The organism is Streptomyces sp. NPDC007856, from assembly GCF_042868225.1.
Taxonomy (GTDB): domain Bacteria; phylum Actinomycetota; class Actinomycetes; order Streptomycetales; family Streptomycetaceae; genus Streptomyces.
The window spans coordinates 360,265-383,551 of the sequence record NZ_JBIAEC010000006.1 but is presented as its reverse complement, the minus strand read 5'-3'; the positions used below and the strand labels follow the sequence as shown (position 1 = coordinate 383,551).

At 71.6% G+C, this 23,287-nt stretch carries 23 protein-coding genes; 10 read left to right on the top strand and 13 right to left on the bottom strand.

Annotated elements, in window-relative coordinates; genetic code table 11:
- Positions 1-2 precede the first annotated feature (2 nt).
- A complete protein-coding gene (locus tag ACFYOH_RS17665; protein WP_388626497.1) occupies positions 3-1,085 on the top strand; it encodes a Zn-dependent alcohol dehydrogenase in 1,083 nt (360 codons plus the stop codon).
- Positions 1,086-1,088: 3 nt separating this feature from the next.
- Here the strand turns inward: ACFYOH_RS17665 and ACFYOH_RS17660 are convergent, their stop codons facing one another.
- From ACFYOH_RS17660 to ACFYOH_RS17650, 3 genes are all read right to left on the bottom strand, one after another.
- Positions 1,089-2,024 carry a DMT family transporter gene (locus tag ACFYOH_RS17660; protein WP_388626622.1) on the bottom strand — a complete coding sequence of 312 codons (936 nt, stop codon included), beginning with the start codon at positions 2,022-2,024 and terminating at the stop codon, positions 1,089-1,091.
- A gap of 175 nt (positions 2,025-2,199) precedes the next feature.
- Positions 2,200-2,913: an ArsR/SmtB family transcription factor gene (locus ACFYOH_RS17655; RefSeq protein WP_388626495.1), complete on the bottom strand. Its 714-nt coding sequence runs from the start codon at positions 2,911-2,913 to the stop codon at positions 2,200-2,202.
- A 41-nt stretch (positions 2,914-2,954) separates the two neighbouring features.
- Entirely contained in the window at positions 2,955-3,614 is a 660-nt protein-coding gene (locus tag ACFYOH_RS17650) for a TetR/AcrR family transcriptional regulator (RefSeq protein ID WP_388626493.1), read from the bottom strand.
- 102 nt (positions 3,615-3,716) lie between these two features.
- On the opposite strand from ACFYOH_RS17650, the gene ACFYOH_RS17645 reads away from it, so the two are divergent.
- The 3 genes from ACFYOH_RS17645 (at position 3,717) to ACFYOH_RS17635 (ending at position 5,926) form a co-directional block, all read left to right on the top strand.
- Entirely contained in the window at positions 3,717-4,868 is a 1,152-nt protein-coding gene (locus ACFYOH_RS17645; RefSeq protein WP_388626621.1) for an acyl-CoA dehydrogenase family protein, read from the top strand.
- A gap of 73 nt (positions 4,869-4,941) precedes the next feature.
- A complete protein-coding gene (locus tag ACFYOH_RS17640) occupies positions 4,942-5,229 on the top strand; it encodes a YiaA/YiaB family inner membrane protein (RefSeq protein ID WP_388626491.1) in 288 nt (95 codons plus the stop codon).
- A 73-nt stretch (positions 5,230-5,302) separates the two neighbouring features.
- Complete coding sequence (locus ACFYOH_RS17635) at positions 5,303-5,926, top strand: TetR/AcrR family transcriptional regulator (RefSeq protein ID WP_388626490.1); 624 nt, start codon at positions 5,303-5,305, stop codon at positions 5,924-5,926.
- A 13-nt stretch (positions 5,927-5,939) separates the two neighbouring features.
- On the opposite strand, the gene ACFYOH_RS17630 is transcribed toward ACFYOH_RS17635, so the two are convergent.
- The gene (locus ACFYOH_RS17630) at positions 5,940-6,401 is read right to left on the bottom strand and encodes a MaoC family dehydratase (RefSeq protein WP_388626488.1); all 462 of its coding nucleotides are present in this window, start codon (positions 6,399-6,401) and stop codon (positions 5,940-5,942) included.
- 130 nt (positions 6,402-6,531) lie between these two features.
- On the opposite strand from ACFYOH_RS17630, the gene soxR reads away from it, so the two are divergent.
- Complete coding sequence (gene soxR / locus ACFYOH_RS17625; RefSeq protein WP_388626486.1) at positions 6,532-6,990, top strand: redox-sensitive transcriptional activator SoxR; 459 nt, start codon at positions 6,532-6,534, stop codon at positions 6,988-6,990.
- Between the two features lie 34 nt (positions 6,991-7,024).
- Here soxR and ACFYOH_RS17620 read toward each other — a convergent pair whose 3' ends face one another.
- The gene (locus tag ACFYOH_RS17620) at positions 7,025-8,092 is read right to left on the bottom strand and encodes an RNA ligase (ATP) (protein WP_388626484.1); all 1,068 of its coding nucleotides are present in this window, start codon (positions 8,090-8,092) and stop codon (positions 7,025-7,027) included.
- Between the two features lie 151 nt (positions 8,093-8,243).
- Between ACFYOH_RS17620 and ACFYOH_RS17615 the strand changes: the two genes are divergently transcribed.
- On the top strand, positions 8,244-8,981 hold the full coding sequence (locus ACFYOH_RS17615; protein WP_388626483.1) for a hypothetical protein: 738 nt from the start codon (positions 8,244-8,246) through the stop codon (positions 8,979-8,981).
- On the opposite strand, the gene ACFYOH_RS17610 is transcribed toward ACFYOH_RS17615, so the two are convergent.
- Both ACFYOH_RS17610 and ACFYOH_RS17605 read right to left on the bottom strand, forming a co-directional pair.
- Complete coding sequence (locus ACFYOH_RS17610; protein ID WP_388626481.1) at positions 8,927-9,655, bottom strand: 3-keto-5-aminohexanoate cleavage protein; 729 nt, start codon at positions 9,653-9,655, stop codon at positions 8,927-8,929. The two genes, ACFYOH_RS17615 and ACFYOH_RS17610, sit on opposite strands and share 55 nt — an antisense overlap.
- 111 nt (positions 9,656-9,766) lie before the next feature.
- Positions 9,767-10,369, bottom strand: coding sequence for a hypothetical protein (locus tag ACFYOH_RS17605; RefSeq protein ID WP_388626479.1), 603 nt, complete (start codon positions 10,367-10,369; stop codon positions 9,767-9,769).
- A gap of 220 nt (positions 10,370-10,589) precedes the next feature.
- On the opposite strand from ACFYOH_RS17605, the gene ACFYOH_RS17600 reads away from it, so the two are divergent.
- Positions 10,590-13,376 (top strand): penicillin acylase family protein, encoded by a 2,787-nt coding sequence (locus ACFYOH_RS17600; RefSeq protein WP_388626478.1) that lies wholly within the window; start codon positions 10,590-10,592, stop codon positions 13,374-13,376.
- A 325-nt stretch (positions 13,377-13,701) separates the two neighbouring features.
- On the opposite strand, the gene ACFYOH_RS17595 is transcribed toward ACFYOH_RS17600, so the two are convergent.
- On the bottom strand, positions 13,702-15,003 hold the full coding sequence (locus ACFYOH_RS17595; RefSeq protein ID WP_388626477.1) for a serine-threonine protein kinase: 1,302 nt from the start codon (positions 15,001-15,003) through the stop codon (positions 13,702-13,704).
- A gap of 93 nt (positions 15,004-15,096) precedes the next feature.
- A complete protein-coding gene (locus tag ACFYOH_RS17590; protein WP_388626475.1) occupies positions 15,097-16,329 on the bottom strand; it encodes an exo-beta-N-acetylmuramidase NamZ domain-containing protein in 1,233 nt (410 codons plus the stop codon).
- 104 nt (positions 16,330-16,433) lie between these two features.
- Between ACFYOH_RS17590 and ACFYOH_RS17585 the strand changes: the two genes are divergently transcribed.
- Genes ACFYOH_RS17585 through ACFYOH_RS17575 form a run of 3 tightly spaced genes read left to right on the top strand, consistent with a single transcriptional unit; the run spans position 16,434 to position 19,503 of the window.
- A complete protein-coding gene (locus tag ACFYOH_RS17585; protein ID WP_388626474.1) occupies positions 16,434-17,207 on the top strand; it encodes an SDR family oxidoreductase in 774 nt (257 codons plus the stop codon).
- Positions 17,204-18,883, top strand: coding sequence for a class I adenylate-forming enzyme family protein (locus ACFYOH_RS17580; protein ID WP_388626472.1), 1,680 nt, complete (start codon positions 17,204-17,206; stop codon positions 18,881-18,883). Before ACFYOH_RS17585 ends, ACFYOH_RS17580 begins: the two co-directional genes overlap by 4 nt.
- Positions 18,884-18,909: 26 nt before the next feature.
- Positions 18,910-19,503 carry a TetR/AcrR family transcriptional regulator gene (locus tag ACFYOH_RS17575; protein ID WP_388626471.1) on the top strand — a complete coding sequence of 198 codons (594 nt, stop codon included), beginning with the start codon at positions 18,910-18,912 and terminating at the stop codon, positions 19,501-19,503.
- Here ACFYOH_RS17575 and ACFYOH_RS17570 read toward each other — a convergent pair.
- From ACFYOH_RS17570 to ACFYOH_RS17555, 4 genes are all read right to left on the bottom strand, one after another.
- Positions 19,442-20,362: a LysR family transcriptional regulator gene (locus tag ACFYOH_RS17570; protein WP_388626469.1), complete on the bottom strand. Its 921-nt coding sequence runs from the start codon at positions 20,360-20,362 to the stop codon at positions 19,442-19,444. The genes ACFYOH_RS17575 and ACFYOH_RS17570 overlap by 62 nt on opposite strands.
- Before the next feature lie 172 nt (positions 20,363-20,534).
- Complete coding sequence (locus ACFYOH_RS17565; RefSeq protein WP_388626467.1) at positions 20,535-21,749, bottom strand: acyl-CoA dehydrogenase; 1,215 nt, start codon at positions 21,747-21,749, stop codon at positions 20,535-20,537.
- Positions 21,750-21,756: 7 nt separating this feature from the next.
- The gene (locus ACFYOH_RS17560; protein WP_388626465.1) at positions 21,757-22,779 is read right to left on the bottom strand and encodes a phosphotransferase family protein; all 1,023 of its coding nucleotides are present in this window, start codon (positions 22,777-22,779) and stop codon (positions 21,757-21,759) included.
- A gap of 169 nt (positions 22,780-22,948) precedes the next feature.
- Positions 22,949-23,248, bottom strand: a complete 300-nt coding sequence (locus ACFYOH_RS17555) for a hypothetical protein (RefSeq protein WP_388626463.1) — start codon at positions 23,246-23,248, stop codon at positions 22,949-22,951.
- Between the last annotated feature and the right edge of the window lie 39 nt (positions 23,249-23,287).

The window sequence follows — 23,287 nt, the reverse complement described above, 5'->3', positions numbered from 1 at the left end:
CCATGGCCGTACGAGCCGCCGTCCTGCCCGCCATCGGCGCACCCCTGGAGATCACCGGCATCGAGCTGCCCGACCCGGGCCCCGGACGGGTCAGGGTCCGCCTTGCCGCCGCCGGTGTCTGCCACTCCGACCTGTCCCTGTCCAACGGCACCATGCGCGTCCCGGTCCCGGCCGTCCTCGGCCACGAGGGCGCCGGCACGGTCGTGGCCGTGGGCGAGGACGTCACCCATGTCGTCGAGGGCGACCCCGTCGTCCTCAACTGGGCCCCGTCCTGCGGCAGTTGCCAGGCCTGCGCGCTCGGCGAGGTCTGGCTGTGCGCCAACGCCCTGAACGGCGCCGCCGACGTCTATGCCCGCACCACCGACGGCACCGACCTGCATCCCGGCCTCAACGTGGCCGCGTTCGCCGAGGAGACGGTCGTCGCCGCGTCCTGCGTACTGCCCCTCCCGGCGGGCGTGCCGCTGGTGGACGCGGCCCTCCTCGGCTGCGCCGTCCTCACCGGCTACGGCGCCGTCCACCACTCGGCGAAGGTCCGCCCGGGCGAGACGGTGGCCGTGTTCGGCGCGGGCGGGGTCGGCCTGGCCACCCTTCAGTCGGCGCGCATCGCGGGCGCGTCCAGGATCATCGCCGTGGACGTCTCCCCGGCGAAGGAGGAGCTGGCCCGCGCCGCCGGCGCCACCGACTACGTCCTCGCCTCCGAGAACACACCGCGTGAGATCCGCGCCCTCACCGGCAAGCAGGGCGTGGACGTCGCCGTCGAGTGCGTGGGCCGCGCGGTGTCGATCCGCGCGGCCTGGGACTCCACCCGCCGGGGCGGCCGTACGACGGTCGTCGGCATCGGCGGCAAGGACCAGGAGGTCACCTTCAACGCCCTGGAGCTCTTCCACTGGGGCCGCACCCTGTCCGGCTGCGTCTACGGCAACACCGATCCCGCCCGCGACGTGCCGGTGCTCGCCGAGCGTGTACGCGAAGGCCGCCTGGACCTCTCGGCGCTGGTGACGGAACGGATCGCCCTGGAGGGCATCCCGGCCGCCTTCGAGAACATGCTCGCGGGCAAGGGCGGCCGGGCGCTGGTGGTGTTCTGAGGTTCAGGTGACCTTCTCGGGTCGCGGCTTCTCACCGGCCGCGACCCGCACCGTCCGGCCACCACGGGCGCGGGACCGCGACACCGCCACACCCGCGAGACACAGCACACCGCCGCCCAGCGTGAGCACGCCCGGCACCTCGCCGAGCACCAGCCACGACATCAGCACCACCAGCGCGGGCACGGCGTACGTCGTCACGCCCATCCGGCTGGCGGTCGTGCGGGCCAGGGCGTAGGCCCAGGTGGTGAAGGCCAGGGCGGTCGGGAACACGCCCAGGTAGACCATGTTCAGGGTCGCCGACGCGGGCGCATGGGCCATCTCGTGCGCCAGCTGCCCGGCGAACGGCAGACACGCCACCGCCCCGACCAGACACCCGAACGTCGTCACCTGCAGGGCACTCGCCTGCCCCAGGGCCGGCTTCTGCGCGACGACACCGGAGGCGTACGCGACGGCGGCGAGCAGGCACAGCACCACGCCGAGCACGGAGTTGCGGCCGCCGCCCGACATCGACAGCCCCACGGTCACCGCGCCCGCGAACGACACGGCCATCCCGGCCAGCAGCCGGGGCGGCATCGGATCACCGAGCAGCCGCGCGCCGAGCAGGGCGATCAGCAGCGGGCCGACGTTCACGACGAGGGCGGCGGTACCGGCGTCCACCTGCTGCTCGCCCCAGTTCAGGACGACCATGTAGAACCCGAACCACAGCAGCCCGGAGAGCAGGATGCCGCGCCAGGCGGCCCTGGGTGGCAGCCCCTCCCGGCGTATCGCCCAGATGACCCCCAGCGCGAGGGCCCCCGAGGCCAGCCGCCCCAGGGCCAGCGCGCCGGGGGAGTACTCCTGCCCCGCGCTCCGGATCGCCACGAAGGCCGACGCCCAGAGCACGACGGTCACGCAGGCGGCGCCGGCGGGGAGAAGACGTTGACGTGGGACGGTGCTCATCATGCTCCCGAGGTTAGGTTCCGGTCGTTGCCAGGGCCGGCGGAAATCGGACGGGGAAGCGCCCCGAGGGGGCGCGGGGCTGTATTTGATATGCGGCTACCGCCGCGTGGGCGCGACCAGCCCACCACGGACCGCACCAGGCAGACGACCGAACTCTCCACCCCAGCAGCCGCCATCAGCACAGCTCTTCCCGCGAGATACCCAGCAAGGACGCCAACTCCCGCTCCCCCGACGGAGTCACCTTCACCGCCCGCTCCGACCCGATCCGCACGCACCACCCCGCATCCAGCGCATGCCGGCACAGCGCGGCCCCCGCCGCCCCCGCGAGATGAGGCCGCCGCTCGGTCCAGTCCAGGCACGCGCGGGCCAGCGGACGCCGCCCCGAAACCTCAAAGGCGATCCCCGCCACACGGAACCAGTCCACGCCCGCGTCCGTCAGCGCGAACCCGGTGTCCTGCCGCAGCAACCCCCGCACGGTCAGCGCGTCCGTGACCGCGATCCCGAGCCGCCCCGCGAGATGGTCGTAACAGGTACGCCCCCGAGCCATGGCCGACCCGGCACTCGACTCGCGCAGGGTGCGAGGAGACCGCCGTACAGCCGCCGGAGGCAGGTGCGCGGCGAGATCCTCGACCAACGCCGCCACCCGCGCGTCGGCCAGCCGGACATACCGGTGCCGCCCCTGCCGTTCCTCCGCGAGCAGGTCCCCGGCCACCAGCTTGCCCAGGTGCTCGCTGAGCGTCGACGCGGCGACCCCCGCGCGCCGGGCCAGTTCACCGGCGGTCCAGGCCCGCCCGTCGAGCAGCGCCAGCAGACAGGCCGCCCGGGTCTCGTCGGCGATCAGAGAGGCGAGCGCGGCCAGGCCCGCCGCCTGTGGGTCCTTGGCGGTCATACCGCCCAGCATGCGGTACGGACACTTCGGCGCCCACCGAATTATCGCTGCGTGCCCTGCTGCACCTGCTGCCGTACCTGCTCGTACTGCTGCGCCAGCCCGTCCAGCAGCGCCGTCAGGCCGGTCTCGAAGGCCCGTTCGTCGATCTTCTCCTGCTGCTCGGCGAGCAGATGGGCCTGGCCGAGGTGGGGATAGTCGGCGGGGTCGTACGCGCTCGCGTCGTCCACGAAGCCCCCGGCGAACGAACCGAGCGCGGAGCCCATGATGAAGTACCGCATCAGCGCGCCGATGGAGGTCGCCTGGGCCGGCGGCCAGCCGGCGTCGACCATCGCGCCGTACACGGCGTCGGCCAGTCGCAGTGCGGCCGGGCGGCGCCCCGGACCCCTGGCCAGCACCGGGACGATGTTCGGGTGGTCGCGCAGGGCGGCCCGGTAGGAGACGGCCCAGTCGTGCAGCGCGGTGCGCCAGTCCCGGCCGTCCTCGAACATCGACAGGTCCACCAGCGCGCTCACCGAGTCGGCGACCGCCTCCAGGATCTCGTCCTTGGTGCGGAAGTGGTTGTAGAGCGAGGGCCCGCTCACGCCCAGCTCGGCGGCGAGCCGACGGGTGGAGACGGTCGCCAGGCCCTCCCGGTCCACGAGTTCCCGGGCCGTCTCGACGATCCGGTCGGTGCTGAGGAGGGGCTTGCGCGGTCGGGCCATGGCGCACATAGTAGGGCTGCGACCAGAAACTAGCAGTGCTAATTTAAATGTACGGCTTTCAAGATCCGTCGATGGATCCTTTCTGTGTGGGGTGATCACGTGGTGAACCTGGAGCTGAGCGAGGAGCAGGCCGCCGTACGGCAGCTCGCCCGGGACTTCGTGGAGCGCGAGATCGCCCCGCACGTCGTGGCATGGGACCGGAGCGAGGCGGTCGACCGGGACATGGTGAAGAAGCTGGGCGAGGTCGGCTTCCTCGGGCTGACCGTCGACGAGGAGTACGGCGGCTCGGGCGGCGACCATCTCGCCTACTGCCTGGTCACCGAGGAACTGGGGCGCGGCGACTCCTCCGTGCGCGGGATCGTGTCCGTGTCCCTCGGACTCGTCGCCAAGACGATTGCCGCCTGGGGTGACGAGGAGCAGAAGCGGCGCTGGCTGCCGGGGCTGACCGCGGGCGAGTACGTCGGCTGCTTCGGCCTCACCGAGCCCGGCACCGGTTCCGACGCGGGCAACCTCACCACCCGCGCTGTACGCGACGGCGACGACTACGTCATCAACGGCGCCAAGATGTTCATCACCAACGGCACCTGGGCCGATGTGGTGCTGCTCTTCGCCCGCTCCACCGACGCCCCCGGCCACAAAGGCGTCTCCGCCTTCCTGGTGCCCACCGACACCCCCGGCCTGACCCGCCGCACCATCCACGGCAAGCTCGGCCTGCGCGGACAGGCCACCGCCGAGCTGGTCCTTCAGGACGTGCGGGTGCCGGCGACGGCGATGCTCGGCCAGGAGGGCAAGGGCTTCTCCGTGGCCATGTCCGCACTGGCCAAGGGGCGGATGTCGGTGGCCGCGGGCTGCGTCGGCATCGCCCAGGCCGCACTGGACGCGGCCGTGCGGTACGCCGGTGAGCGCGAGCAGTTCGGCAGGCCGATCGCCCACCACCAGCTGGTGCAGGAGCTGATCAGTGACATCGCCGTCGACGTGGACGCCGCCCGGCTGCTCACCTGGCGGGTCGCCGATCTGATCGACCGCGGTCAGCCGTTCGCCGTCGAGTCCTCCAAGGCCAAGCTGTTCGCCTCCGAGGCCGCCGTCCGCGCCGCCAACAACGCCCTGCAGGTCTTCGGCGGTTACGGCTACATCGACGAGTACCCGGCCGGCAAACTCCTGCGCGACGCCCGTGTGATGACCCTCTACGAGGGCACCAGCCAGATCCAGAAGCTGCTCATCGGCCGTGCCCTGACCGGGGTTTCGGCGTTCTGAGCGCCGCTGTCTGAGTACGCGTCTGAGTACTTCGGCGGATGTGGCGCGGACCACGTCCGCCGATGCTCCTCCCATGAGTGACACACCGGTCAAGCAGCAGAGCACGGCCGCCTTCTACGGTCAGGCCGTCGCCTCGTTCTCCATCGCCATGGCGGCCACGGCCGTCGGCATCTACCAGCTGGACACCAGTGCCTGGGTCCGGGCCTTCCTCGCGATCGCGGTGCTGTACCTCGTCACCTCCGCCTTCACCCTCGCCAAGGTGATCCGGGACCGCCAGGAGGCCGGGCAGATCGTCAGCCGGGTCGACCAGGCGCGGCTGGAGAAGCTCCTCGCCGAGCACGACCCTTTCGAGAAGATCTGAGCAGGCGCGCTAAGCGCTCGCTCACCGTCGGCGGTATGGTGGTGTTCCTGTCACCGAGAGGGGCGAGCGAGCGATGAGTACGGCGGAGGAGACGACCGGCGGCGAAGTGGAGCCGTGGGAAGAGGTCACCCCGGACGCGGCCCGGCGGCTGCTCGTCGCCGCCGTCGAGGCCTTCGCCGAGCGCGGGTACCACGCGACGACCACCCGGGACATCGCGGGCCGGGCCGGCATGAGCCCGGCCGCGCTCTACATCCACTACAAGACCAAGGAGGAGCTGCTCCACCGGATCAGCCGCATCGGTCACGACAAGGCCCTCGACATCCTGCGCACGGCTGCGCGGCGGGAGGGCACCGCGACCGAGCGGCTGGCGGACGCGGTCAGCTCCTTCGTCCGCTGGCACGCGGGGCGGCGCACCACCGCCCGGGTCGTGCAGTACGAACTCGACGCCCTCGGCCCCGAGGCCCGCGCCGAGATCGTCGCGCTGCGCCACCAGGTCGACGCCGCGGTGCGCGGGATCATCGAGGACGGCGTGACCTCGGGCGAGTTCGACGTGCTCGACGTCAAGGGGACCACGCTCGCCGTGCTGTCGCTGTGCATCGACGTGGCCCGCTGGTTCAACGTGGACGGCCCGTTCACCCCCGACGAGGTCGGCGCGCTCTACGCCGACCTCGTGCTCCGGATGGTGGGCGCCAAGTAGGGCGCCCGCCGGGTCACAGGTAGTACCGGGCCACCGACTCCGCGACGCACACCGGCTTGTCGCCGCCCTCGCGCTCCACGGTGAAGGCGACCGTCACCTGGACGCCGCCGGCGACGTCCTCGACGCCGCTGATCGTCGCGGTGGCGCGCAGCCGGGAGCCGACGGGGACGGGGGAGGGGAAGCGGACCTTGTTGGTGCCGTAGTTCACGCCCATCCTCACGCCCTCGACCCGGATCAGCTGCGGGCCGAAGAGCGGGAGCAGCGAGAGGGTGAGATAGCCGTGCGCGATGGTCGTCCCGAAGGGGCCCGCGGCGGCCTTCTCCGGGTCCACGTGGATCCACTGGTGGTCGCCGGTGGCCTCGGCGAACAGGTCGATGCGCTTCTGGTCGACCTCCAGCCAGTCGGTGTACCCCAGCTGCTCGCCCACGGCTGCCTTCAGCTCGTCGGGGGAGGTGAAGGTCCTCGGTTCTGCCATGTTCCCGGCCTCTCGCTCGCGTCTCGGTCGCGTCTCTCGCGCACCTAAGCAACTGCTTAGCATGGTCGGGTGAGGGGCGCCTGTCAACGGATCGCGACCGGCGCCGGGCGCAGGGCCTAGGCTCTGAGGGGTGCCCCAGATCCCCGAGAAGATCCACGAGCTGACCGTCGGCCAGTTGTCCGCGCGCAGCGGCGCCGCCGTCTCCGCGCTGCACTTCTACGAGTCCAAGGGCCTGATCAGCAGCCGCCGCACGCCCGGCAACCAGCGCCGGTACAGCCGCGACACCCTGCGCCGGGTCGCCTTCGTACGGGCGGCGCAGCGGGTCGGCATCCCGCTGTCCACGATCCGGGACGCCCTGGCCGAGCTTCCCGACGAACGGACACCGACCCGGGAGGACTGGGCGCGGCTGTCGGAGAAGTGGCGGTCGGAGCTCGAAGAACGCATCAGGCAGCTCAACCGTCTGCGCGACCACCTGACCGACTGCATCGGGTGCGGGTGTCTGTCCCTGGAGAACTGTGTCCTGTCCAACCCGGACGACGTGTTCGGCGACCGGCTCACGGGCTCGCGGCTGTTCGCGGAGGGGCGGTGAGATCCGGCGCCCGGCCACCGCGCCGGGCGACCGGTCACTCGTACTCGGTGCCGCCCTTGCGCGTCAGGTACGCCGGGCTCACCGCCTTCGCGATCGCCCGCCCCCCGGTCACCGTGCTGTACCGCTCCACGGCCGGCCGTATCACCACGCCCTCCCGCAGATGCAGCCCCCGCCCGGACACCGTCTCCCGTCCGCTCGCGAACTCCAGCACCCGCTCGATGTCGTACGGCCCCGCGTACAGCCGGGGCACCACCGGCAGTTCCCCCTCCAGCACCTCCGCCGCGTCCAGCCAGCGCACGGTGCCGTCCACGTCCGCCGAGACGTCGAACGCCGCGTACCCCAGCGTGTCCCGGCGTCCGTCCGCGCCGTACGACAGGTCCTGCACCCCCGCGCCGTACACCTCCCCGAAGATGCCGACCCGGCGCGCCCCGAGCCGCTCGGCCAGCCGGGCCGCCGCCTCGGCGACCCCGTGACCCCGGACCGCCCGCCAGTACAGGTTCCGCGGATCCTCCTTCAGGGCCAGCGACCTGGCGCCGAAGCCCTTGGAGGAGACGTACACCCGATCCTCGCCGGCGACGTACGTCAGCAGGCAGGCCGAGCCGTGGAGCTTCTCCGTCAGGACGACGGGCTCGCCCGGGGTGAAGATGCCCGGGTAACGCTGGATGTTCTCGATGTCGACCCACGGCAGCAGGCCGGGAGCGGACTCCACCTCGCCGCTCATGGTCGGCGGGATCGGCGGCACCCACTTGGCGATGCCCAGCCGCTCGGCGAAGTCCGTCCCCTCGGCCGCCGCCCGCGCCAGGTCCACGTCCGCCAGCGCCTTCGGCCGGCACACGATGCCCTGCGACAGCTCGCCGCGCAGCCGCACCGCCTTGACCCTGATCGCCTCGCCGCCCGCGAGCCGTCCGGTCAGCCCCAGCTCCTCGATCAGCTCGGCCGGGAGCACGGACTGCTCGGGGATGTAGACGGCGGCCTCACCGGTGCGGTACGCACCCTTGGCGACGACGGCCCGGTACAGACCCACCTGGGCCAACTCCAACGCGTCGGCGTTCGGATGCTCGTGGACGGTCAGCACTTCGGCGGTGACCCGCAGCGTGGACATGGGACTCCCCGTGTTGTTCATGGGTTCGGCTTCATCGGCTCCACTGTCCGGACGGGAATCGGGTGGAGCGAGCCGATTTACGGCTGATAGCGTCGGCCCCTTCGGCCGGCCCCGGTGCCGCGCACGGAGTACCGAACGGGGCCCGACTCCCTTGCCCACGCCGGCCCTTGCCGCCGCGCTCGCGGACATCGACACCGTCTTCAACGGCTTCTCCAGCCCCACGGAGACCGGCTGCGAGCGCTGTTACGCACCGGAGGAGACGGCGTATCTGCGTACGCCCTGCACCGGGCTCCCGTCGGAGCTGCTGAGCCGCTTCGTCCACGAGGTGCCCGGCCACTTCGAGGACCAACCCGCCGTCATGCGGCGCCTGCTGCCCCAGTGCGCGCACGCGATGGCGGACGGCACTTTGGACGACGTCGGCTGGGCTCCGCACGGGCTCAGCCGGGTGGACTGGCGATCCTGGCCGGCCGAGCAGGCCTCGGCCGTCGAGGCGTTCGTGCTCGCCTGGTGGGAGGACGTGCTCGCGGCGCCCGAGCCGCCGTACAGCCCCGAGCACGTCTTCGAGACCTGCGCCTCGATCCTGCGCACGATCACCCCGCTGCTCGACCGGTGCCGGCCGGTCCCGTCGCCGACGCCCACCTCGTCGGTTGCGCCCGCTCCTGGCTGTACGACCTGGTCAGCGACGACTGGCCGTTCACCTGGTGGGAGCCGGAGGACGAGGCCGCCGCTGTCGCCGAACTGCGGTCCTGGCTCGCCCGGCACGCACCCGAGCGGTTGCGGGCCCGGGGTGAGCCGGATCTGGCGAGCGACCCGTGCCCGGCTCGTCGGCCTGCCCTACGACGAGCGCTGGAACGACCCGTACTGGACCAGACCCTCCGCGACCAGCTGAGCATTCCCTGTCGCCCGTGTGCCGTCCGGCAGGAAAAGCGTGTCCTCCAGCCCGATGCGGGTGGCCAGGCCCAGGCGTCCGGCCAGCCGCAGCACCGGCCAGGTGCCGCCCTCCTCGCCGTGCAGCAGCACCGGGCGGCCGTGGGCGGAGTCCAGCTCGGCCAGCAGGGCCCGCGCCGAGGCCTCCGCGGTCGCCGGGTCCTGGTCGGTCACCTCCGCGAGCACGCGCAGCACGCACGGGCCGAGGGGTGAGGCCGCGAACCGGGTCGCGCCGTCGGTGCCGGACCAGATGCCGGCCTCTACGCCCACGCCCATGGCGATGAGCTGTTCGGCGACCGCTTCGGCGCCCGGCTCATGCCAGTTGACCGAGGCGAAGTCGGGCAGCACGGACCAGCTGCGCACTCGTGCGAGCCTTTCTGCCGGATCGGGCTCCGCCCAGGCACCGGTGGTCACCCCGACCGGCACCGGCACCCGCGCCCGTATCGCCTCCAGGGTGGGGGCGAGGACGCGCGGCGAGAGGCTGTCGTGTCCGCACGGCGTCTTCGGGTGAACGTGGACCGAGGTGGCCCCGATCGCCACGGCCTGCGCCGCGGAACGGGCCATCTCCTCGGGCGACATCGGCAGCCCCGTGCCGTCGGCGGCCGAACGGCTTCCATTGAGACACACCTGCACCATGCCGTCGATGGTGCCAGCCGGCACCGACAACGGCTCCGGTCACCGCACAGCAGGGGGCGCGGCATCCCCCAACGCACCCCCCGGACATGCCCCCCGTTGGTACCTCGCTGCTCAGGCCGACATCAGCAGCCGCCCCCGCCTCGCGAACTCCAGCGCCTGCGGCGTCAGTACCGGACGCGGCACCAGGATGCCGCAGTCCGTGCAGACCGGGCCGGACGACGGCTCGTGGTCCAGGCCGTAGCGCCAGACCAGGCGGTGCCCGCCGCACACCGGGCAGCCCGAGCCCGGTTCCCGCTCCAGGGCGGCGATCAGCCGGCGCAGCACCTCGGCCAGCGGCTCGGCGGGGTGGATCCGCGGGTCGTCGCACCAGGCGACCCCGAACCCTCCCCAGGTCAGCCGGTGCCAGTCGTCCACGCTGCCCGGCCGGCGCAGCCCGTCGTGCTTCTCCTTCCTGCGCCGCTCGGTGAAGTCGGTCTCATAGGCGAGCCAGACGGACCGCGCCTCCTCCAGCTCCTCCAGTGCGGCCACGAGCCGCGCCGGGTCGGGGGAGCGGTCCTCGGGGCCGAAGCCCGCCCGGGAGCACAGATGGTCCCAGGTCGCCCGATGCCCGTAAGGGGCGAACTTCTCAAGGCACTTGCGCAGTGAGTAGCGCCGCAGTGCCAGATCGCAGTCCGGATCGCGTACCTGTCTCGCCAGACTCCGGAAACCGGCCATCGCCCTGCACCTCCGTCACACCTGCACCTGTACTTCGGTCACTTCGGCGTCGTCGCACGGACGTCGCCGAATAGACGTATCGACAGGCGATTCGGCTCCATCTCTTCTCGTGGTCTTCTCATGCGTTCTCCTTGCGGACTCCGGAAACTGACGCATGTTCATCTTCAAAGCTGGGGATACCGGCGGTAACCTTCGGCCACCCCTGTCGCTAGGAGCTGCCATGCCACGGCGAACCCCACGTATCCCCCTTGACAGACTGAGAACGTCCCGCCGCTTCTCCGGGTTCCTGAAGACGGCGTCGATATGCGTTCTCGTCGCCGGACTTCTCTCGCCCCTCACCCAGACGGCGACCGCCGCGACCGCCACCGCCTCGAACGACTACTGCGGCGGCCAGTGCTCGGACATCCTGCCGCCCGGCGAGAACGGCAACGCCACGCTCGCCCAGATCCTGCTCAACCAGGCCTTCGGCACCCAGCCCTCGCACGCCGAGGACCAGCTCGGCCCGTACGCGAACCTGGCGACCGGCTACTCGGGCCTGACCGACTCCACGATCGACAACTTCTTCAACGACGCCTCCTTCGGCGTACCTTCCGACCAGGTCGCCTCCACCGAGAAGCCGGGCGGACGCGGCGACGTGACGATCGTCCGGGACAAGAAGACCGGTGTGCCGCACATCACAGGCGCGACCCGCTACGGCACCGAGTACGGCGCCGGCTACGCGGCGGCCGAGGACCGGCTGTGGCTGATGGACGTCTTCCGGCACGTCGGCCGCGGCCGGCTGACCTCCTTCGCCGGCGGCGCGGCCGCCAACCAGGGCCTGGAACAGCAGTTCTACCGCAGCGCGCCCTACACCGAGGCCGACCTCCAGGCGCAGATCGACAACGCCGTCGCGAAGAACGGCGCCCGCGGCCGGCAGGCCCTCGCCGACGTCAACGCCTATCTCGACGGCGTCAACGCCTACATCGACGCCTCCGACAGCGGCCGTTACTTCCCCGGCGAGTACGACCTGACCGGCCACAAGGACCCGATCACCAACGCCGGCACCATCGATCACTTCAAGGTCACCGACCTCGTGGCACTGGCCTCCGTGATCGGCTCGCTGTTCGGCTCCGGCGGCGGCGGCGAGGTCACCAACGCACTCTCGCTGCTCGCCGCCCAGCAGAAGTACGGCGTCGAGGAGGGCACCAAGGTCTGGGAATCCTTCCGCGAGCGCAACGACCCCGAGGCCGCCCTGACCGTCCATGACGGCACGAGCTTCCCGTACGGCGGCAAGCCCGCCGACGCCAAGGGCCAGGCCCTCCCGGACGCCGGCTCGGTCACCCAGGAGCCGCTGGTCTACGACCGTACGGGCAGCGCGGCCACCGCGGCGGCCAAGAGCACCTCGGCCACGGCCGCCAGGACCACGCTCGGTTCCGCCAAGCGCGGGATGTCCAACGCGCTCGTGGTCAGCGGCAAGTACACCGCCAGCGGCCATCCGATCGCCGTCTTCGGACCGCAGACCGGCTACTTCGCCCCGCAGCTGCTCATGCTCCAGGAGATCCAGGGCCCGGGCATCAGTGCCCGCGGGGCCTCCTTCGCGGGTCTGAGCATGTACGTCGAACTCGGCCGCGGGCAGGACTACTCCTGGAGCGCCACCACCTCCGGCCAGGACATCATCGACACCTACGCCGTCGAGCTGTGCCAGGACGACCACCACTACCTGTACCACGGCACCTGTACGGCCATGGACGAGGTCGAGCAGAAGAACTCCTGGTCGCCGACCACGGCCGACAGCACACCGGCGGGGTCGTACACCATGCGGGTGTGGCGGACGAAGTACGGCCCGGTGGAGTACCGCGCGACGGTCGGCGGCAAGAAGGTCGCCTACACCACGCTGCGCTCCTCGTATCTGCACGAGGCCGACTCGATCATAGGCTTCCAGATGCTGAACGACCCCGACTACGTCAAGGGCCCGAAGGACTTCCAGAGCGCGGCGCAGCACATCAACTACACCTTCAACTGGTTCTACGCCGACTCCCAGCACACCGCGTACTACAACAGCGGCGACAACCCGGTCCGGGCGGCCGGCGTCGACGCCGAGTTCCCGGTCTGGGCGCAGCCGGCGTACGAGTGGCAGAACTGGGACCCGGCCACCAACACCGCCGACTACACCCCGGCCTCGGCCCACCCCAACTCCATCGACCAGGACTACTACATCTCCTGGAACAACAAGCAGGCCAAGGACTACACGACCGCGTCCTGGGGCGACGGCTCCGTGCACCGCGGCAACCTGCTCCAGGACCGGGTGAAGAAGCTGGTCGCGGCCGGCGGGGTGACCCGCACCAAGCTGGTGCAGGCCATGGCGGACGCGGCCCTCGCCGACCTGCGCGCCGAGGACGTGCTGCCGAAGCTGCTCAAGGTGATCGACTCCTCGACGGTGACCGACTCCACGGCCGCCGCGGCGGTGAGCAAGCTGCAGGCGTGGGTGGACAAGGGCGCCAGGCGCACGGAGACCTCCACCGGTTCGAAGGCGTACGCCGACGCCGACGCGATCCGCGTCCTGGACGCCTGGTGGCCGCTGCTGGTCAAGGCGGAGTTCGAACCGGGCCTCGGCAGTGACCTGTACACGGCCTTCACCAACGACCTGCCGATCGACGAGGCACCGTCCGCCGGCCACGGCCCGACCGGTTCGCACGCCGGAAGCTCCTTCCAGTACGGCTGGTGGAGCTATGTCGACAAGGACATCCGGGCGGTGCTGGGGGAGAACGTGCAGGGCGGGCTCGCCGAGAAGTACTGCGGCGGTGGCAGCCTCAGCGCCTGCCGGGACGCCCTGATCAGCACCCTCGACCAGGCGGCCCAGATGACCGCCGCCCAGGTCTACCCGGGCGACGACCAGTGTTCGGCCGGCGACCAGTGGTGCGCCGACTCGATCGTCCAGCGCACCCTGGGCGGCATCAAGCACGGCAAGATCAGCTGGCAGAACCGGCCGACGTTCCAGCAGGTGGTGGAGTACACGTCGCACCGGTGACCAAGCGGTGGCAAACCGGCGCCGGCAAAAAGCTGTTGGCCGACGCCGGTCTGCCGACGCCGGTGGGCCGACGCCGGTGGGCCGACGCCGGTTTGCCGACGCGGGTGGGCCGACGCCGGTTTGCCGACGCGGGTGGGCCGACGCCGGTTTGCCGACGCGGGTGGGCCGACGCCGGTTTGCCGACGCCGGTGGGCCAACACCGCTGCGCCGTCGCCCATCAGGTCAACGCTTGTCGGCCGACGTCGGCAGCCCACGGCCGTTGGCCAACACCAGTAGGCCATCGGTCGTTGGCAAACATCAGTGGGCCGACGACGCCCGCGGCGGGTCAGGTGACGCGGCCCGCGGCCAGCACCAGCCGGGCCAGTTCGGGGTGGACGATGTCGCTGTGCGCCCCGGACGGCGGGCCGCCGTGGCAGACGACCGCGGCGGCGTCGACGTTCACGCACCCCGACGCGGGCAGCGGTCCGGCGAGGGCCGTCGCGAGGTCCAGCCGGGCGGTGCCCGGCACCGCCTGCACCCCGTCGTGCCCCATGGCGCCCCACTCCGGCCCCAACACGACCGCGATCTCGCTGCCCGCACACGAGCGGTCGTCCCCGGACAGCCGGGAGGCCAGCGGATAGAACGTGCCGAGCGCCGCGTCGAAGTGCGAGTAGCAGCACACCAGCGGGCCGTCGATCCGCTGCTGCCGGTCCTTGAGCGCCCCCGCCTTGGCCGGGTCCTGCGGCAGCCGGCCGGCGAACGCGTAGTGCGAGAAGGCACCCTGGAGGAGGGTCACGGACTTCACCGTGTCCACCCCGTCCGGCAGCCCGCGCAGCGCGAACGACACCAGCCGCCCGCCGAAGCTGTGCCCGATCAGATGCACCCGCACCCCGGCCGCCGCCTGCGCCAACTGGCCGATCACCGGCCCGAGCCCGTGCTCGCCGACCGTCCCGGCCCGCCGTTTCATCGTGTAGTACGTCGCCTGCCGCAGCAGCTCCTTTGCGCCCTCCCAGGGGTTCGGGATGCTGAACCCGGCCGGTGCGCCGGGCGACCGGACGGCGGCCAGCGCCTCGGCGAACTCGTCGCAGGCGGTCGCCGGATCCTCGGTGAACACCGTCGGCTCGCCCTCCTCGTCGGTGTCGGCCACGCCCCGCTGCCGCCCGTCGTCCACCAGCAGCCGCACCAGCCGCCCGAACTCGGCCAGACGACCGGCGCCGCCCGGGCGTTCGTCCAGCATCCGGGCCAGCTGGTCGATCACCGGGGCCCGCCCCGGGAAGGTCTCCAGCAGGGCGCGCCGGGTGTCCTTGTCCAGCGCCGGACCCGGTGCCGGTTCCGCCGCCACGGCCGCCACCGACTTCGGGAAGTCCGGGATCGGCTCGTCGCTGAACCGCATCGACGGCCAGATCACGCCGACGTACCCGAGCCGGGCCTGTGGCGCGAGCGCCGGGACCGGTGCGTAGAAGCTCCGGTACAGGGCGGTCGCGCCCGAGCGGTCGTTGTTCCAGCCGTGTGCGAAGACGAGCAGGTCACGGACGCCGTGCGCCGTGACCTGGGTCATCAGGCGGTCGCGTTCGGGACCGTCCACGTCCCCGTCCGCGTCGAAGGTCAGCTCCCAGTAGGGAGTCACGCTCATCCCGGGATCCGCCATGCCAGGCTCCCTCGTCCCGCCGGAAACGATGCGTAACGCTGTGCTGCGGACGCATCGTCCTGCTCCGGGGCAAGGTTGGCCATACACCGCGCCTCACCTGTAGAGGAGATATTCCTTTCGAACCCGCCGGAACGCGGCCAGCTCCTCCTGCCAGGCGCCGGTCACCTCGTCGGTGCTCGCCCCCGCGTCGACCATCGTGCGCACCCGGGCGGAGCCGGTGAGCTTGTCGATCCAGTTGTCCGGCCGCCACGCGAAGCCGTCCCAGACCTTCCTGACGGTCACCAGCAGCGCGATCCCGGTGCGGACCGGATCGTAGGCGGCCCGGTCGTCCACATGGATCTGCACCCCGCCGACGGTCTTGCCCTGGAACTTGGAGAAGGTGGGCGCGAAGTAGGCCTCCCTGAACCGCACGCCGGGCAGCGCCAGTTCGTTCACGGCGGCGGCCCAGCGGCCATCGACGCCCTCGGCGCCGAGCAGCTCGAACGGCCTGGTCGTGCCCCGGCCCTCCGAGACGTTGGTGCCCTCGAACATACAGGTGCCGGAGTAGACGAGAGCGGTGTCCGGGGTCGGCATGTTCGGGCTCGGCGGCACCCAGGGCAGTCCCGAGGCGTCGTAGAACTGCGTCCGCCTCCAGCCCGTCATCAGCACGGTGTCCAGCGGTACGGGCTTGCTCAGGAACTCCCCGTTGAACAGCCGCGCCAGCTCCGCGACGGTCATCCCGTGCGCCTGTGCGATCGGCTGCCGGCCGACGAACGTGGCGAACTCCTTGTGCAGGACCGGGCCCTGGGTCTCACGGCCGGTCACCGGATTGGGCCGGTCCAGGACGACGAACCGCTTGCCGGCGAGCTGCGCGGCCTCCATGCAGTCGTAGAGCGTCCAGATGTACGTGTAGAAGCGGGCGCCGACGTCCTGGATGTCGAAGACGACCGTGTCGACGCCGGAGGCGGTGAAGATGTCGGCGAGCTGCTGTCCGTTCTTCAGGTATGTGTCGTACACGGGCAGTCCGGTCGCCGGGTCGTCATAGCGGCCCTCGGAGCCGCCGGCCTGTGCGGTGCCCCGGAAACCGTGCTCCGGGCCGAAGACGGCTGTCAGGTTCACCCGGGGGTCGGCGTGCATGACGTCGACGATGTGCCGGACGTCACGGGTGACGCCGGTGGGGTTGGTGACGATGCCGACGCGCCGGCCCTTCAGCAGGGAGTAACCGTCGACGGCGAGTCTCTCGAAGCCGGTGCGCAGTTCTTCGCGGTGTTCGGGGGCGGCCGGCAGCGCGGCCGGCAGGGCCGCCAACGAGGCCGATGCGAGGAGGTTCCGTCGAGACAGATGCATGGCTAGAGGTTGGAGCGGTGGCCCTTCCTTCACACATACCGACCGGTTAGTCTGACTCGACCAGAGCCGATGCGCGCCGCGCTGAGTCGTGTCGAAGGAGACCGATGGTGGAAGCCGTGCAGGATGCGGGAGTGGTCGTCACCGGGGCCGGCGGGGGGATCGGAGCCGCGTTGGCCCGGCGGTTCGCCGCCGAGGGGGCCCGGGTCGTCGTGAACGACCTCGACGGCGAGAAGGCCAAGGCGGTGGCCGGGGAGATCGGCGGGATCGCCGTGCCGGGCGACGCCTCCGCGATCGTCGGCGACGCCCGTGACGCGCTCGGCGGCACCATCGACGTCTACTGCGCGAACGCCGGTGTCGCCTTCGAGGACGGCGACGCGGGCGGGCCGCTCGACGAACGGTCCTGGGCGGTCGCCTGGGACGTCAATGTGATGGCGCACGTCCGCGCCGCCCACGAGCTGCTGCCCTCCTGGCTGGAGCGGGGTGCCGGGCGGTTCGTGTCCACCGTGTCCGCCGCCGGGCTGCTCACCATGATCGGCGCGCCCTCCTACAGCGTCACCAAGCACGGTGCCTACGCCTTCGCCGAGTGGCTGTCCCTGACGTACCGCCACCGGGGCCTGAAGGTGCACGCGATCTGCCCGCAGGGCGTGCGCACGGACATGCTGGCCGCCACCGGCAGTGCCGGGGACCTGGTGCTGCAGCCGACCGCGATCGCACCGGAGGCCGTCGCCGACGCCCTGTTCCGGGGCATCGAGGAGGACCGCTTCCTGATCCTGCCGCACCCCGAGGTGGCCGGGTACTACCAGGCGCGGGCCGGCGATCCGGACCGCTGGCTGAGCGGCATGAACCACATCCAGCGCAAGTGGGAGGAGGCGCGGTGACCACCTCCCGGTACGCCGCACGGCCCTGGCTGGCCCTGCTCGACGACGCCCAGCGTGCCCCGATCGACCCCGCGGACTCGCTGGTGCACGCCCTGCGGGCGGCCGTGGCCGAGGCACCCGAGCGCGCGTTCCTCGCCTACTTCGACGCCAGGCTGAGCTACCGCGAGGTGGACGAGCTGAGCGACTCCGTCGCCGCCCACCTCGCCGGGCGGGGGCTGGAGCGCGGGGACCGGGTGGCGGTGCTGCTGCAGAACTCCCCGCACTTCGTGCTCGCCGTCCTCGGCGCCTGGAAGGCCGGCACGACCGTCGTCCCGGTCAATCCCATGTACAAGTCGGCCGAGATGGGGCACATCCTGCGGGACGGAGATGTCGCCGCGCTGATCTGCTCCGAGCGGGCCTGGGAGTCGTACCTCAGGCAGACCGCGGCCGACTCGCCGGTGCGGGTCGTGCTCACCGCGAGCGAGTTGGACTTCCAAACTCGCAACGACGCGCGCGTGCTCGGCTTCGAGCGGCTGCCCCAGACGCCGGACGCCGACGACCTCGTGGCCGTCGCCCGCCAGGGCTGCAAGGCGCCCGAGGGCCGTGACCCGCGCCCGGACGACATCGCGCTGATCAGCTACACCTCCGGCACCAGCGGCACCCCCAAGGGCGCCACCAACACGCACGCCAACATCATGCACAACGCCGAGCGGCAGCGGACCGGGCTCGCGCTGCCCGAGCCGCCCGTCTACTACGCGCTCGCGCCGCTGTTCCACATCACCGGTATGGTGTGCCAGTTCGGCGCCTGCCTGAACAGCTCCGGCACCCTCGTGCTCACCTACCGCTTCGAGCCCGGACTCGTCCTGGAGGCCTTCGCCGAGCACCACCCGCACTACACGGTCGGCCCCTCCACCGCCTACATGGCGCTCGCCGCCCACCCGGACGCCACCCGCGAGCACTTCGCCTCCTTCGTGAACATCTCCTCCGGCGGCGCGCCCGTACCCCCGGCCCTGGTGGAGAAGTTCCGCGAGCGCTTCGGGCCGTACATCCGGGTCGGCTACGGACTCACCGAGTGCACCGCCCCCTGCGCCTCGGTCCCGCCCGGCCTGGAGGCACCCGTGGACCCCGTCTCCGGGACGCTGTCGGTGGGCCTGCCCGGCGCCGACACGGTCGTCAGGATCGTGGACGAGCAGGGCGAGGAGGTGCCCTTCGGGGCGCAGGGCGAGATCGTCGTGCGCGGGCCCCAGGTCGTTCCCGGCTACTGGAGGCGCCCGGACGCCACCGCCGAGTCCTTCCCGGACGGCGAGCTGCGCACCGGCGACATCGGTTTCATGGACGCCCAGGGCTGGCTCTATGTCGTCGACCGCAAGAAGGACATGATCAACGCGTCCGGCTTCAAGGTGTGGCCCCGCGAGGTCGAGGACGTGCTGTACACCCACCCGGCGGTGCGCGAGGCGGCCGTCGTCGGCGTCCCCGACGGCTACCGTGGCGAGACCGTGAAGGCGTACATCAGCCTGCGTCCGGGCGCGGAGGCGGCCCCGGATGAACTCGCGGTGTACTGCAAGGAGAGACTGGCCGCCTACAAATACCCGCGTCAGGTGGAGATCCTGCCCGACCTGCCCAAGACGGCGAGTGGGAAGATCCTCCGGCGGGAACTGCGATCCCACGCGCAGGACCTCGCGCAGGACATTCGGTAAGCATCACGGAAAGGCAGGTGGCGGCAGTGCCCAGGACGACGGACGGAGACGGGACGCCCGTTCCGCAGCGGCTGCTGGCCGCCGCCACCCGGCTCTTCGCCGAGCGGGGTTACGACCGCACCTCCGTGCAGGAGATCGTGGAGGCGGCCGGCGTCACCAAGGGGGCGTTGTACCACTACTTCGGCTCCAAGGACGACCTCCTGCACGAGGTGTACGCGCGCGTGCTGCGCGTCCAGCAGGAGCGGCTCGACCACTTCGCCGAGATGGACGCGCCGGTGGAGGAACGGCTCAGAGCCGCCGCGGCGGACGTGGTCGTCACCACGATCGACAACCTCGACGACGCGATGATCTTCTTCCGGTCCATGCACCACCTCAGCCCGGAGAAGAACAAGCAGGTGCGCGCCGAGCGCCGGCGCTACCACGAACGGTTCCGCGCGCTCATCGAGGAGGGCCAGAAGACGGGCGTCTTCTCCACGGCGACCCCGGCCGACCTGGTCGTGGACTACCACTTCGGCTCCGTCCACCACCTGTCCACCTGGTACCGCCCGAACGGCCCCCTCACCCCTCAGCAGGTCGCCGACCACCTGGCCGACCTGCTGCTGCGGGCACTGCGTCCGTGAGGTGACGGACGAGGGCCGCGGCAGCCGGGTTCCGGGGCTGTGGGCCGCGTCCCGCGAGAACGACCGTACGGCCGGGCTCCGGCTGCCGTATCCGCACGCACGGCAGCCCGGCCCGCTCGCCGATGGCCCGGGGCACGAACGCCACCCCGATCCCGGCCCGGACGAGGTCCACCAGCAGCCCGATCTGGGTGACGTCACAGGTGATACGGCGGTCCAGGCCGCAGTGGGCGGCGAGGCGCCGTACGGCCGTCTCCAGCCCGGTGCCCGCGCGGAAGTCGACGAAGGGCTCCTCGGCGAGGTCCTTGATGAGCGTGCGGCCCGCCTCGGCCAGCGGATGACCCGGTGCGGTGATCAGCACCAGCTCCTCGTGCCAGCGGGCGTACACGTGCAGCCCCTCGGGCAGGTCCCGCGCCTCCGGGGCGACGAACGCCAGGTCCAGCTCGCCGGCTCTCAGCGCCTCGGTCAGCTCGGCGACGGTCGCGTCCCGCACGGACACCTGGATGCCGGGGAACTCCCGGTGGAAGGCGGCCAGTTCGGCGGGCAGGTCGACGCAGGTCAGCGTCTGGATCGTCCCCACGGACACCCGGCCCACGGCCAGTCCCGCCACGGCCGCGACCGCGTCTCGGGCCGCCTCGGCGCCGGCGAGCAGCGCACGCGCCTGGGGGAGCAGGGCCCGGCCGGCCTCGGTGAGCACCACTCGGCGGCCCGCACGGTCGAACAGGTCGGCGCCCAGCTCCCGTTCCAGGTTCCGGACGGAGGTGCTGAGCGCGGACTGCACGATGAGCTCGGCGCGTGCGGCGGCGGTGAAGCTGCCCTCGTTCACCACCGCCATGAAGTGGCGCAGCTGACGCATCTCCATCCATCCATCCTAGAGATGCGAGCCAGCGAATCCATCTGTTGGACCGGTGGACGGCCCGCGGGCCACGCTGGACGCATGACATGCGGACCGATTCTCCTGCACCGGTTTCTGTCCTTCCTCCGGGCCCTCGCCCGCGCGGACCACCACTACTCGGGCGGCTACTAGAGGCCCCTCAGAGGTACTGCTTCAACTCCCGCCGCGCCAGCGACCGCTGGTGCACCTCGTCCGGGCCGTCGGCCAGCATCAGGGTGCGGGCGCTCGCGTACAGCTCGGCCAGCGGGAAGTCCTGGCTCACCCCACCCGCGCCGTGCAGCTGGATCGCGCGGTCCAGGATGCCGACCACCGCACGCGGCGTGGCGATCTTGATGGCCTGGATCTCGGCGTGGGCGCCCTTGTTGCCGACGGTGTCCATCAGCCAGGCCGTCTTCAGCACCAGCAGCCGCAACTGCTCCACGGTGACCCGGGCGTCGGCGATCCAGTTCTGGACCACTCCCTGCTGGGCCAGTGCCTTGCCGAACGCCGTACGGGACACCGCCCGCCGGCACATCAGCTCGATGGCCCGCTCGGCCATGCCGATCAGCCGCATGCAGTGGTGGATCCGGCCGGGGCCGAGCCGGGCCTGGGCGATGGCGAAGCCGCCGCCCTCCTCGCCGATGAGGTTGGTGACCGGCACGCGCGCGTGGTCGAAGACCACCTCGGCGTGGCCGCCGTGCGAGTGGTCCTCGTAGCCGAAGACCTGCATGGCGCGCTTGACGGTGACGCCGGGGGTGTCGCGCGGCACCAGGACCATCGACTGCTGGCGGCGGATGTCGGCGCCGTCCGGGTCCGTCTTGCCCATCACGATGAAGATCTTGCAGTCCGGGTTCATCGCGCCGGAGATGTACCACTTGCGGCCGGTGATCACATAGTCGTCGCCGTCCCGCTCGATGTGCGTGGTGATGTTGGTGGCGTCCGAGGAGGCCACCTCCGGCTCGGTCATCGCGAACGCCGAGCGGATCTCACCGGCCAGCAGCGGCTCCAGCCACTGCTTCTTCTGCTGCTCGTTGCCGAACTGCGCCAGCACCTCCATGTTCCCGGTGTCGGGCGCGGCGCAGTTGGTCGCGGTGGGCGCGAGGTGCGGGGAGCGGCCGGTGATCTCGGCGAGCGGCGCGTACTGGAGGTTGGTGAGCCCGGCGCCGTACTCGGCGTCGGGCAGGAAGAGGTTCCACAGGCCCTGCCTGCGGGCCGCGGCCTTCAGCTCCTCGACCACGGCCGGGGTGTCCCACGGGGAGGCGAGCGCGGCACGCTGCTCCTCGGCGACCGCCTCCGCCGGGTAGACGTACTCGTCCATGAAGGCGAGCAGCTTGGCGCGCAGCTCCTCGGTGCGCGCGTCGAACGCGAAGTCCATGTCCGGATCAGCCTTCCTGAAGAGTGGTCAGTCCGTGGTCGATGAAGACGGGCACGAGGTCGCCGATCCGGTCGAAGCCGCGGCCGACCGTCTGGCCCAGCGTGTACCGGTAGTGGATGCCCTCCAGGATCACGGCGAGCTTGAACCAGGCGAACGCCGTGTACCAGGAGACGCCGGAGACGTCGCGTCCCGAGCGCTCGGCGTACCGCTCGATCAGCTCTCGCGGGGACGGGTGCCCCGCGGCCTCGGCGGTGGTGGAGACCGGGGACTCGGCCATGCCCAGCGGCTGGCTGTACATCACCAGCAGGCCCAGGTCGGTGAGCGGGTCGCCGAGGGTCGACATCTCCCAGTCGAGGATGGCCTTGATCTTGTCGTCGTCGCCGATCAGGACGTTGTCGAGCCGGTAGTCACCGTGGACGACGGCCGGGGCGGGAGAGGCGGGCAGCGAGCGGCCGAGGGCGGCGTGCAGTTCGTCGATGCCGGACAGTTCGCGGTTGCGGGAGGCGTCCAGCTGCTTGCCCCAGCGGCGCAGCTGCCGGTCCAGGAAGCCCTCGGGGCGCCCGAAGTCCGCGAGTCCGACTTCGGCGGGGTCGACCGCGTGCAGTTCGACCAGCGTGTCCACCAGGGACAGCACCGCGTTCCGGGTGCGCCCGGGGCCCAGCGGGGCCAGCTGCTGGGCCGTGCGGTACGGGATGCCCTCGACGAACTCCATGACGTAGAAGGGCGCCCCGAGCACCTCCTCGTCCTCGCACAGCAGCACCGGGCGGGGGACCGGAACCCGGGTCGGGTGCAGGGCGCTGATCACCCGGTGCTCACGCTTCATGTCGTGCGCGGTGGCCAGCACATGACCGAGCGGGGGCCGGCGTACGACCCACTTGGCGGTGCCGTCGGAGAGCGCGTAGGTGAGGTTCGACCGTCCGCCCTCGATCAGCCGGCCGGTGAGGGGGCCGGTCACCAGTCCGGGGCGCTCGCGGTCGAGGTGGGCGCGCAGCCGGTCCAGGTCGAGTCCGGGCGGGTGGTCGGCGCTCATACATCACTCCTACGAACGGGTGAACAGGACCCGACTCATGATGCCGACCGGTCGGTATGTAGTCCAGTGCGCGGAGCGATCACGCGGCCAAACGTGACCGGAGCCACGATAGGCCGACGGCCCCCCGGTGCGCTGCCCGGGGAGCCGTCGGTCCTGTCGCGGTCCCGCGTCAGTGGTCGTCCCAGTGGCCGTCGTGCTCGGCGTGCCGGTGGCCGCCGTGCAGATAGTCGATGTGATCGCCGTGCGGCACCTGGGCGTGCCCGCACTCGTCGTAGTGCACGTGCTCATGGCCCTCGTGGACCAGGTGTCCGGCCGGCTCGCACTCGTCCCAGTGGCCCTCGTGCTCGCGGTGCAGATGCCCGTCGTGCGCGTAGTCCAGGTGGTCGCCGTGGGGTACGGCGTTGTGCCCGCAGTCCGGGCCGTGGCAGTGCGCGCCGTGTTCGGTGTGTTCGTGGTGAAGGGTGGTCATGGTGCTCACCTTCGGAGGCACGGGGTGTCGGCGACGGAC